Here is a 12,294-nt window from a genome sequence, read left to right on the forward strand (position 1 = left end):
ACTGCGAGTTGTCTCGACGCATCCCGCTTCCTTGAGTTAGCTAGTAGAGGAAGAGACAGCCAGCTAAAAATATAAGTATAATAACACCATGTCCCAGTAGCTCAGCTGGATAGAGCAACGAGCGATACATCATTGAATCCACTGCGAGTTGTCTCGACGCATCCCGCTTCCTTGAGTTAGCTAGTAGAGGAAGAGACAGCCAGCTAAAAATATAAGTATAATAACACCATGTCCCAGTAGCTCAGCTGGATAGAGCAGCGGCCTTCTAAGCCGTCGGTCGGGAGTTCGAATCTCTCCTGGGACGCTATGTAAAAGCCAGCCGTTAAGGCTGGCTTTTTTGTAATTGTTAGAATGACATCATTTGTTGTTCTTTTTGCATCCGTTGTCTTTTCGACTTTTTGAAATAAAGCAGTTCGTAGACGACTGGGATCACCACAAGTGTTAACAGAGTGGCGACGCTTAGTCCCCCGATCACGACGACGGCAAGACTTGCGGAGACGAGGCTTCCTGTTTCCGTTTCCTTGAACAGTAAAGGCAGCATCGCGCAAATGGTTGCCACGGCGGTCATAAAAATTGGTCTCATTCTTGTTGTTGCCGCTTCGACAATTGCCTCGCGAATGGTCATCGACTGTTCGTTTTGCTTTACTCGGTCTAGCAACACAATCGCATTGGTGACGACAATACCGATCAACATTAAGCCGCCAAGCAGCGCCGTAACATCAACAGAAATGCCGCTGATTAACAAGCCTAAAACTGCTCCGACAGCCGCAAGAGGTAAAGAGAATAAGATGGCGATAGGGGCACGAACGGTTTTAAATGTAATCACCATAATTAAGAAGACAACCCCGATAGAGACGAGCATCGTCATAAATAAATCCGTGAAATCTTCTGATTGTTGCGCGCTTGCCCCGCCTACGTATACGTCTACGTCCTTAGGGAGCTGAATCCCTCCACCAGTCTTTTCACCGAAAATCGCCTTGTTTATTTCTGATGAAATCTCCGACAGCTTTTTCGGATTGACCTTTGCCGTTACCCGGATGTATTGATCTCCGTCTTTATGGAAAATGTTTGTCGGTTTTTCCGCTTTTTCTAGCGAAGCGAGTTTTGCGACAGGAACGATGCCTGATGGCGTGGCAATTGGGATATTTTTTAGATCTTCCGCTGTTTTTGGTTCAAGAACAGGCTCTAGTAATACAGGAGTTTGTTGCTCATCCACTTTAATCGTGCCGATTGGCGTTTGGTTTAGCATCACTCCCAATTGCTGTGCCACTTGTTCCGTCTTTGCTTGGGAAGGATCGACGACTAAAGAGTAAACCGTCTTTTTCTCTTCTTCGTTCGTAACAACCGATTCAACGCCATCAATGTTCCGAATTTTTTCTTTCACTTTTGCGGCGGCTTTTTCAATGTCTTCTAACCGGTCACCCATGATGTCAATCGTAATTTCTGTGTCACTTGCTCCCATCATTGAAGAAGGATTCGCTTTTAACTCTGCGCCAGGGTATTTTTGTTTTTGTGTTTCAATTTTCTTAATAAATTTTTTGTCATCTGTACCGTCTTCCAAGATAACCAAAATGGAAGCAGTTGTCGGCGGACGAACATCGCCGTATTTCACCGCATCCGGTGTGTTTCCAAGCTGTGTATACGTATATTTAACGCCTTTTTGTTTGAGTACAAATTGCTCCAATTCGATCGCGCTCTCTTTTATTTTATCAATCGGTGTGTCATTAGGATAACTTAATGATATATCAATAAAGTCGTTTTGCGATTTATCGACCGTTCCTTTCGGCATTACAAAATAAGCTGTAATGGAACCGGCGAACATAACAAAGGACAAAAGGAGAACGACCCATTTATGGTTTAATGACCAAGTCAACAGCTTAGGGAAAAACGAAGCCTTTTTATGTTTCGGAAGTTTTTCTTTTTTCAGCAGCCCGGCGCTCATTAGCGGAACGACGGTTAGCGCTACGATCAGTGAAGCTAACAAAGAATAAGTGACGGTAAGCGCGAATGGGAGCAAAAATGCCTGCAGTTCTCCGTTTACTAAGCCGATCGGCAGGAACACGGCAACTGTTGTTAATGTCGATGAAGTAATTGCAGCCCCGACTTCTTTCGTTGCCTCAATAACCAACTCCCGGGAAATTTTTTCTGTCTGCATTCTTCGGAAAATATTCTCAATCACGACGATGCTGTCATCAACAAGGCGACCGACGGCAACAGCTACGCCGCCAAGCGTTAAAATGTTTAATGTGATTCCGGATAGAGATAATAAAAATAACGTGAAGCATAAAGATAACGGAATGGAAACAATCGTAATCAATGTCGAGCGAATGTTTCTTAGAAACAGCATAATGACAATAGTAGCGAACAACGCGCCAACTAGCACTTCTTTCATCATGCTGTGGACGGAATTTTCAATCATGTCTGCGGTTGCAAAAATAACAGTTGCTTTGACATTATCGTATTTTTTGTTAATTTCTTTTGCGGCTTCTCTTACATTTTTGCCAATACTGACGGCGTTGGACTTGCCGTCTTTTGTTACGATTAACAAAAGGCCGTCCTCGCCGTTAATGTGCGTAATGGTGTTCTGCGGTTTTTTTACTTCAATAGTCGCAATATCGCCAAGCGCGGTGTCGGGAGCGATGATCAGCTTCTTTAAATCCTTTAGATCATTCACATCCCCCATTACTTTAATATTGCTTGTTTTACCATCAATCGTTTTTTCGCCAACGGCTAACGCCATATTTTGTCCTTGGAGAGCGGTCATGACATTTTGCAGAGCGACTTGCTTTTTCGCCATCGCCTCATTGTCCAATTTTACGGAAACATAGGAGTCAACTGTTCCGTATGTCTGGATGCTTGCTACTCCATTGATGTCTTTGAAGTAGGGAACAAGTTTTTCTTTGGCGAATTCGAGATTGCTTGGAGTAACCCCGTCATCAAAGGTAACGGCTACGTCAGCGACTGGAATCATGGAGGTGTTTAATTGGACGACGGTAGGCTTCGTTACGTTAGGCGGAAGCTTTACGTTGTCCAGTGCCTCTTGAATCGCCTGCTTTGCTTCTTTTTTATCGGTTTTTGGTTCAAAATACACATCAATTTTCGAAAAACCGTCTCCGGTAGTGGAAAAAATGTTTCGCTTTCCTTCTACGGTGACAAGGGAATTTTCAATTGGCTCAGTTACTTGATCTTCCATCGTATTAGAATCTACCCCTTGCCCCATCACAACAATAGAGATGAACGGCTGATCAGCAGGAGGCAAAAATTCCATCGGCAACCGCATATAACTGACGATTCCCATGATGAGTACGAATGCTGCTATCAAAACGATAGCTGCTTTGTTACGAAAAGCCCATTTTGTGACAAAAGACATAAAAAAAATCATCCTTTCTTCATAGACTATTACTCATCATACCATATTTCTGATGGAAAAATGATCTTAAAATATTAAATTTTAACATTTTTTGATAACTATCCCCCCCTCTTCAGAGAATGAAGGAGGGAGAAGTTCATATGGATTCTTTAGGAATAGGTATGATATAGAGTTTCTCCGTTTTTATTAAAGTTGGTCCAGTCTCGATTCATCAGCGGTTTTTCTAGATTTGGTGACAATTATTTTTACATAAATTAATAGTTAATTTACTAATATATGAAAATGTTTTAACAATTATTTTGTTAAATAGAGATAGGACATCTATTCTATTGAGGAGGATGACGATGATGAAAAAGAAAGGAATTGCTGTTGCTTTAGCTCTTGGGATGATGGTGCCGGCATTGCACCCATCTCAAGCCGCGACAAAAGAAGTAAAGATTGAATCGATCTCATTTAGCGGCTCGAGAGTGCCAACTACCGCTGAAGAAATGAGCAAACCGTTTACCACAGCTTCCGTTGTTGTAAAGTATACGGATGGAAAAACAAAAGAATTTCCGCTTACATATAAGCAGCTTTTTAAGACAACGGATACGTTTAAAATGTCTAATGGCGAAACATTTTCCGCTGGCACGCTGACCAATTTTTACGGTGACCCAATTACAGACAAATCGGTAGATGGAAAACCTGTGCATTATGTATCTGATGCACCTGATGCGAACAGCTTGCTTCGTCCAATGAAAGACGGTTCTTTATATCTTGTTTCTCATTATGAATATGATTCGCTGGACAACGCGGGGAAATCCGGCATGGCGCCGCGTGCCAGCTTCCATGACGTTAACGAAACTCCACCAAAACATGAAAACAGGAGAGTTAAAGGTGTCAACTGTTGACAAAATTGACTTTTCAACGGTAAACGGTTTATGGGTGCCGTGCAACGGTTCGTTAACGCCTTGGAATACGCACTTAGGTTCAGAGGAATATGAACCTGATGCCCGTTCATTTGAATTTGACACACCAGATAAGCTCAGTGAATCTACAGCTCATCTAAAAGATTTTGCAAAGCTATATTTTGAAGACGAGAAAAAAGCAAATCCTTATCCAACATATTAACAATTTTGTATGGGCGTATAACGTCGATACGAAACAGTTATCCCGCATTTTATCCGTTCCGGCTGGTGCAGAGGCAACGGGGCTTCAGGCGGTCGATAATAGAAATGGATTTAGCTACGTTATGAGCAATTTCCAGCATCCAGGAGACGGATTAGATAGTTTTGCGCCGACAGCGGTAAACATCGATGATGTGAAAAAAGCCATCGACGCAACATATGGAATTAATCAAGCTGGTGCTGTTGGTTATATCCAAGGACTGCCGAACGTCGAAAAACTGCAGGAAGAATTAAAGAAGTAGCAAAAAGCTCAACAGAGCAAAAAGGAAAAATAAACGATAACAGAAAGCCTGCCCCATAAATGATGGGCAGACTTTCTTCCGTTTGTTGATAAAGTCGACAATGTGAGTTTTTACACCATTTTCCTCTTTTTTATTGGTAACTAGGACTGAAAGTAAGTTCTTGGCAAGTCATTGACTTCATACGCAACACGTATTCCGGACTCGATTGCACCTTGGATCCAGCCGTGGATAGAAGAGGTATGTTCCCCTGCAAAATGAACCCTTCCTTCGGGAGTGGAAATATACGGAGATAGTTCTGTTGCCTGTTCTGGTTTAAACATCGTGAAAGCTCCAGCAGAATACGGATATCGAACCCAACTGTGGCTTGCTCCTGTTTCAAACTCACGATATACCTGTTTACCATGGATAGTGGCCAAGTTTTTTAATGCATATTCCAAACGATTTTGATCGCTCAAGCTGTCCCAAGGTACAGTATCATCCTCCCATGTATAACTAGCCAAAATAACACCCGGTCCTGATGTACCTAGATTAGAGCTCGGGTATTGAGTATACGTATTCGGGAGATCAGAAACGGTTTTCCCGCCGTACAAGCCCTCCTTTTCCCAGAACCTGCTTTTAAACTGGATGCCGGTTTTCGTAGAGCCCACATAGTGAAGTTCCCGAATCGCCTTCCATTTGTTATAAGAAAAAGAGCCACGCGGTTCAACCTCCACAAATTGTAAGACTGAAAAAGGAATGGTCACAATCGCAAGATCACCGGTGATTTGAAATGGCTCCAAGATTTTTGTATGGACAGAGTGAATGGTTACTTGGTTGTTGTGCTGGACAATTTTCCTTACCTTTTGTCCAAACATGATATTATCTTTTAACTGCGACATAAATGCTTTAGGAAGCTGGTCGTTACCGCCTGCAATTTCATAGAAACGAATATTAGGGGTAAACAAGATCGTTAGTTCACGCAACAGTTCTAAGAAAGAAAGCTCCGGAAATCCTTCCAGCGTAAGAATTACTTTGATCATATCGATGGCGCCCGAAGATAATCTGAATCCAAATGGGTTGTATCTCAAATAAGCGTCCATCGAATATTTATCGAATTCTTTTACAACCGACGGCCAATTCTTTCGCGGATTTTGATTAATAAAATCTGTTACAGGTTTAATTGCGTATTGAAGCAGCTGCGCAGCGGTTTTGCCTCTTTCATGCGGGGCTACCGGAAAGCCTAAAATGTCAGGATTTCTTTCATATATCTTTAAACGAGTTTTGATTCCTCTAACATAAATAATGTCGTTAGGAGTCTCATTGATAAACCGATTAACTGGAAGGCGGAATTTTTTTATATATTCCAAAGTCAAAAAATGAATATGAGGAATACGCATCGCACCTGCTTCAAGATACTGTCCATCCATAAAATCGGCCCGCAACGTATAAATCCGTCCTCCTACTCTTTCAGAAGCTTCAAGAATTGTCACATGGTGTCCAGCTTGCTTAAGCAAAGAGGCCGCGACTAGTCCTGCCATGCCTGTGCCAACAATGACAATCTTCTTAGGAATTTTGGTTTTTGGAAGCCCGTTTCTGATGATTGAAATCATTTGATCAGTTGATAACTCAGGATATATGTAACTTGACATGCTTTTCCTCCTCCGCAATGCTCATCAGCCCGCGAGTTGACAAAAAGATGTTTTACTGCCATCTTATTCAGCCAGAGAGTACAGTTATGCAAAAAAGGAGTAGCATACATGCTGCTTCTTTCGGTTCTGGTGCAAGAAATCTATAAAAATCGGACATACTGATGCTACTAAAATAGAATTGATGATGGAAAAACAGCTGTCAGTATTCTCAGGGGGGGCGGGCAGCCTTTTTACATTTAAATCCAATTAATAACATAATTTAGCTGAAATTTTACACCATGATAAAAATCTGTATTATAAATGAAAACAATTTGAAACTTTATTGAAAAAGTAAGTTTGCTAGAATATCTAAGGATAGAAACAGGAAAGTTTTAATAACTATATAATACGGTATGTAAAATATATAGGTCGGGGGGTAAACATGACGTTAGAGAATCAACTGATCAAAAAAACATTTTATGAAACATTGATGGAAGCAGATGAAAAAAATCCTGTCCGTGTGCTCGGAGAAGCTTTTCTTGCCGGGCATAAAGATCAGACAACTGACATCTCCACCATCCGTTTCGCCCAGGGAGAAGTATATTTTCATCACAAAGATTATGAAGCAGCTATTTTCAAATGGGAAAACGTTCATAATGATTTAGAACCGTGGGCGAAGAAAAATATAGCGGATTGTTACCATGAAATCGGGCAATTATCAACAGCTGAAGAGATTTATAAATCCATTAATACGGAAAGCAGTGTCTTGCAATCCGAAGTTGCACTGCAATTATTTTCGCTTTATATAGACCAAGGCAAGCTTGAAAAAGCTGACCAAGTGATTAAAAAAGCGGTATCCTTTAATCCGGACTACCCGAATGTGACTGACATTGCTCGCGCCTTTTTTGAAAAACATAAGGATTGGAAGAGCGCAATTGAACTGGCAGTAAATGAAGCGGTCCGAACAGAGTCAGATCATTGGTTTGATATTTTAAAAACATACGCAGAGCAAGGACTAACAAAAATCTTTGAACCGCATTATTTTTCCAAATGCTTAGCCGTGCTATACAGGGTGGATCAGACAAGATTTGAGCAGATCGTTCAGGCATTATGGAATAGCTATAAAAACGAGCGTTCCTATTTTTCATGGCTGAAGGAATTTAACCATCTTTTCTTAAATCTCGATGCAAGCCGGGAACAGTATTGGAAAGAGCTGTCAGCGCTTTATCAGGAAACTTATTTTGAATTGATCGATGGAAAGTATTTAATTAAAGAACTGGATGAGATTATTCCGAGCATCTTAACGAACTGGCTCAAAATAGCCGATGATTCTCATGCTTTATTTGCTTCTGCAGCGGTACTGGCATGGAGCGAGAAGTTTCCATCCAGCATTAGTCCAGAGGTGGTCAATGCTGCCGAAAATCTAATTTTCCATTCCCGCAATGAGACAGATGGTTTGGAATACAGCCTTACATTATTCGATTCCATCGTAAAATGGGCGGAAGCTCAGCATGTTGATCCAGGTCACCGTTTCAGATGGATTATCCGAGAACTGGTTGATTTTGAAACACATCATTTAGTTGTAGCTGGAACTTCCGGAAATGGGAAGTCTGCTTTTATCAATTCGGTCCTCGGAGAAAATATCCAAACTGCTCCGACATCTTCCGCTATTGTATTTAAGGGGAATGATGAAACGGAGATTAGAAAAATATCCGATGAAGAATTAACCACATTTTCAAGTTTCCATGAATTCCAGGAGGCAGTAGATAGACGGCTGAATAAGGATTTTGACAATGCGATTGTGGAGTTTTCTCTTCCATCGCCAATTTTGCAAGAAAACAGGCTAGTTCTTATGGATACGCCGGGATTTAGCGACCGTAATGATGTGGAAGAAGCGCTAAAATATCTGCATTTTGCCGACAGTTTATTATTTGTGCTTGATGCGAACGATCCTTTTACCGAACAAGAACAAGAGATCCTAATGCTGATTCGGGAATATGCCCCTAATCTTTCAATTCATTTTCTGCTCAATAAAATCGATGAAATTTATGATGAACAAGAGGCTTCTGAAATTATTGAAGACACTCGTTCGAGAGTTCGGGCATATATTCCGCAGGCTCGGGTGTTTGCCTATTCATCACGTTTAAGAAGCAGAAAACAACAAAATGATCTGGCCGAGTTCTTGAAAAACTTGAGCAGACCAATTGCGGAAGACGATCGAATTGAAAAAATATTAATCTTTATTCGTCAATTAATCAATCATTTATTGGATAAACGGGCAGAAATGGAAAATAGCCTGGCTGATTCGATTAAATGGAATGAAGAGATGGTTACAAAGTTAAACGGTGCAATCCATCAATTAACGGATTTGAAAGAAGAAAAAGCGCGAATTATCAAGAGAACGTTCCGTAAAGTCTTAGAGGAAATCAGATCGGATCTATCGGAAAATATTCCGAAAATTTTACGAGAAAGTTCTAATCTGATTAGAGAAGACAGTGATTTCCGTAAAATTCACCTTGAACTAAATGATGAGATGAACCGGAGAGTACATGCTTATGTAAATGATAAGGTCCTGCCTAAGCTTTATCATTCTCTACAGGAATGGATTTTAACAGCAAATGATGAACTTCATCACTGTCAATCTTTCCTGGATGAAATATGCGATGGGTTTAATGCGATGTATGGGGAAGAGCGGCTTAAGCTGAATTGCGACTTTAAAGTGCTTGATGACTGGCGACGGGATGCAGACCGGATGACGAGCGGCGTGCAAATGGAGAAGGTGAATATTGTTCTCCGCCGCACACCGTATCAAATTTTATTGAAAAGTGCCGGCAAGCTGTTTGGAGCTTTCCAGCAAAACAATGCGATGTTATATAACAAATACAAGCAGTTTGTTGAAAATCAGGATTATTTAGACGTTACCGAATCTATTGTGAACAAGCTGCTTCTGCAATTCGAATTGTTTGAGAAAGCATTGGAACGAGATATTTCAATCTTCTTCCGAAATCCGTTTGACGTATTGAATCAAACTGTAGAAGAAACGAAAAAAGAAATCAATGAAAAAGAAGAAGAGCTGGAGAAAATGAGATCGAATCCGGAAACGTACCGCGATCCGCTAACATTGTTCGAAGTGAAGCTCCGCCAATACGAGTGGATTGCCATTTCCGCAAAAAGAGTTCTTCAAGTATAGCGAGATTTAACGAAAAAATCGGTCCATGGGGCCGATTTTTTCATTGAAATACAAACATCAAAATTATGGGTGAAGATAGAAGTCCGACTTCTGAATAAAATCACCATCTTCCTCAACTCCCATGGAAGAACGAATAAACTTCCATCATCTGTGGTGAAGCTTGCTTCATGGTTGGATAACGGTGCTTTAATTCAAAAAGGAGTAAAGTTGTTCAACTAACAGGGCAAGTCAGGTGAAAAAGGGGCTATTTTTTTGACACATTAGGATATTAACCATAATCAAAACAACAATTCGCAAGCATCATAATGGGCAAGAATCTATACCTCTTTGAATATGGACGCATACACTATTTTAAAAACAGTTAAGGGGAGATATAAAATGGAAAGACAATTCATTGGAAGTTACGATAGTTATCCTGGTCACGGTTATCATCATGGCCACGGTGGGTATTATCCTGGCCATGGCTATCATCATGGTCATGGTGGGTATTATCCTGGCCATGGCTATCATCATGGCCACGGTGGGTATTATCCTGGTCATGGCTATCATCATGGTCATGGCGGATATTATCCTGGTCATGGCTATCACCATGGTCATGGTGGGTATTATCCTGGGCATGGCTATCACCACGGTCATGGTGGGTATTATCCTGGTCATGACTATCATCATGGTCACGGCGGGTATTATCCTGGGCATGACAGCTTCCAACGTTAAACTATCGTAGTACCAAAGGAATGGAATTAAATTTTAAGTCAGAAAATAATGCTGGCTTTCTCTATGTATAGGAATAAATGTTAAAGCCGATGATAAAATGGCCTTGACAGTTATTTGGAATTGTAAATCTACTACTAGGGGCAATATTAGGTCTAAAATGTTTGGTTAGTACCTGCTTTCCATGTGGAAGCAGGGTTTTTGTTTTTGTAACAGGCGGCGATCATTTTACAATATTTGTATATTGTTATAATAGTTTAACTTGTGGGAAAATTTTTGAGTTAGTGAAATAAATGAAGGAGTAGTCATTGATGGATATTAAAAAAGCATAAACTCTTCCAAAAGTGTTCGTTTGGTAGTAATCAGTCTCTTTTATACAATAATTGGATTCCTATTGGTTAAAGTCACTATAACATCCCATTTTAGTTCGTACTTTACTTTTCCCATAATGTCTGCTGGACAGAGGCTCAGTTAATTTTGTGGTTGCTATATTAGACTTAGATAACAATAGATTATACATCGTAAGAGAGGACTCGTAATGAAATGCCCTGCTATCCGCAGAATTTTTTGTTTTTATCACTTCCACTCTCACACCTCTACTTTGAAATAACTGTGGATAGCTTTTACTGTTATTTCATCCATCGACACGGGTGCCTGTTAAAGAATGTTGTTGATCCGTTGATCCATGGAAAAATAAAATTTCTTCCATCATCTGTGGTGAAGTCTGCTTCATGGTTGGCTAAGGGGTATCTCTTACGTTAAAGATGACCACTTTTTTAGTGGTCTTTTTTATTTCGGCGAATGTATATGATTTAAGCAGATAAAAACAGGAGGGGAAAAAGGAAAAATTTGAGCAGTACACAGGAAAAGAGGGTATTTGTTAAACTAACGAGGACAAATTAGTTTAATAAGGAATATACACATTGCAGTATTTTTCTTCAATAGATAGAGATGTATTTCCGTTTGAATGTTTATTAGAAAATGTCTAAACAATAATAAAAGGTTTTAACAAAGGGGTAATTATCAGATGGAAAATATACAGTTTACATTCTTTACCCTAATTTTTCTGTTAGTCGGGTTATTTCTAATTTGGTTTTCGCTGTTTGGTAAAAAGAAGGATATTGATGAAATGGGATTTTTTCTTGCTGACAATCTTATAGAGTCAATTGTAGGGCTTGCCTTTACATTTTCTCCGACCCTTATTAAAAGAGTTCTAATCTTTGTGTTCGGTTTTCTTTGGTCTTTACTTTTTGGGATTTTGTTTGTTAAATTCCTTGTCAGCATATTTCAACTAACGGGCGCTTAAGTTTAAGAAAGTAAGACTGTTGCGACAGCCTTTTTCTTATTCAAATAACGGAGCAGAATAATTATCAAGTATTGGTATAAGGGGAGTGAAAGTAATGATAAAAGTAAGTGATGCGGAAAGTTATCTCAAGCATAAAATTGGTGACAAGACTAATAATGTAGTGGAAGTTTGGGAAATATTTAAGTCTTTTTGCAGAGAGCCAGTAGAAGGTGAAGATGAATTTGCTCTGCTTTTTCAATGTGGAATATATGATTTTACAGGAGAGGAACTATTCTATTTCGATTTCGTTAGGCAATTTACTGTCTATGAAGATGAGGAGTATTCTCGTACAGAACAACTTCATTGTGAATTTGTATTTAAGACAACCGATGAGCTAAAAAAATTGGAAACATCAGAATGGTATTTTGATACTGATGGCGACATGGAGAATTTTTTTGCACATGTAGAAAATTTAAAGGAATTCCAAATACCTTTAAAATCGATACCATTACAACTAAACATATATCAAGAAGTGATTTAGTTTTTTGTTTTACTCCCTGAATAAACGAATTAACTTCCATCATCTGTGGTGAAGCTCGCTTCATGGGTGGCTGTGGGTGCGATGCTTCAAAAGGAGTATCGCTTTTCTTGTTGAACTAACGAGCGGTATAGCTGAAGTTACCTAAGTAAACCATTATTGTATTTTTATTTAAATATTCTTAT

The 12,294-nt window shown here is 39.8% G+C and carries 8 protein-coding genes and 1 tRNA gene; 7 read left to right on the top strand and 2 right to left on the bottom strand.

The genetic code is table 11. The annotated features are described in order from the left end of the window. The first annotated feature begins 230 nt into the window (after positions 1 to 230). Positions 231 to 304 (top strand) — tRNA-Arg (locus QSJ37_RS00005). 42 nt (positions 305 to 346) lie between these two features. Here QSJ37_RS00005 and QSJ37_RS00010 read toward each other — a convergent pair. Continuing rightward, a complete protein-coding gene (locus QSJ37_RS00010; protein ID WP_285752465.1) occupies positions 347 to 3,370 on the bottom strand; it encodes an efflux RND transporter permease subunit in 3,024 nt (1,007 codons plus the stop codon). A 344-nt stretch (positions 3,371 to 3,714) separates the two neighbouring features. On the opposite strand from QSJ37_RS00010, the gene QSJ37_RS00015 reads away from it, so the two are divergent. The 3 genes from QSJ37_RS00015 to QSJ37_RS00025 are packed head-to-tail and all read left to right on the top strand — an operon-like array spanning position 3,715 to position 4,778. Further along, a complete protein-coding gene (locus QSJ37_RS00015) occupies positions 3,715 to 4,260 on the top strand; it encodes a hypothetical protein (RefSeq protein WP_285752467.1) in 546 nt (181 codons plus the stop codon). After that, the gene (locus QSJ37_RS00020; protein ID WP_285752469.1) at positions 4,247 to 4,480 is read left to right on the top strand and encodes a hypothetical protein; all 234 of its coding nucleotides are present in this window, start codon (positions 4,247 to 4,249) and stop codon (positions 4,478 to 4,480) included. Before QSJ37_RS00015 ends, QSJ37_RS00020 begins: the two co-directional genes overlap by 14 nt. Then, complete coding sequence (locus QSJ37_RS00025; RefSeq protein WP_285752471.1) at positions 4,440 to 4,778, top strand: hypothetical protein; 339 nt, start codon at positions 4,440 to 4,442, stop codon at positions 4,776 to 4,778. Before QSJ37_RS00020 ends, QSJ37_RS00025 begins: the two co-directional genes overlap by 41 nt. Before the next feature lie 140 nt (positions 4,779 to 4,918). Here QSJ37_RS00025 and QSJ37_RS00030 read toward each other — a convergent pair whose 3' ends face one another. Next, positions 4,919 to 6,406 carry a flavin monoamine oxidase family protein gene (locus tag QSJ37_RS00030; protein WP_285752474.1) on the bottom strand — a complete coding sequence of 496 codons (1,488 nt, stop codon included), beginning with the start codon at positions 6,404 to 6,406 and terminating at the stop codon, positions 4,919 to 4,921. A gap of 421 nt (positions 6,407 to 6,827) precedes the next feature. On the opposite strand from QSJ37_RS00030, the gene QSJ37_RS00035 reads away from it, so the two are divergent. The 3 genes from QSJ37_RS00035 (at position 6,828) to QSJ37_RS00045 (ending at position 12,112) form a co-directional block, all read left to right on the top strand. Then, positions 6,828 to 9,575 (top strand): dynamin family protein, encoded by a 2,748-nt coding sequence (locus tag QSJ37_RS00035; protein WP_285752476.1) that lies wholly within the window; start codon positions 6,828 to 6,830, stop codon positions 9,573 to 9,575. Positions 9,576 to 9,969: 394 nt separating this feature from the next. Next, positions 9,970 to 10,299 carry a hypothetical protein gene (locus tag QSJ37_RS00040; protein WP_285752477.1) on the top strand — a complete coding sequence of 110 codons (330 nt, stop codon included), beginning with the start codon at positions 9,970 to 9,972 and terminating at the stop codon, positions 10,297 to 10,299. 1,387 nt (positions 10,300 to 11,686) lie between these two features. Further along, on the top strand, positions 11,687 to 12,112 hold the full coding sequence (locus QSJ37_RS00045) for a hypothetical protein (RefSeq protein WP_285752479.1): 426 nt from the start codon (positions 11,687 to 11,689) through the stop codon (positions 12,110 to 12,112). Positions 12,113 to 12,294 lie beyond the last annotated feature (182 nt).

This window comes from Parageobacillus sp. G301, from assembly GCF_030268025.1.
Classification (GTDB): domain Bacteria; phylum Bacillota; class Bacilli; order Bacillales; family Anoxybacillaceae; genus Parageobacillus_B; species Parageobacillus_B toebii.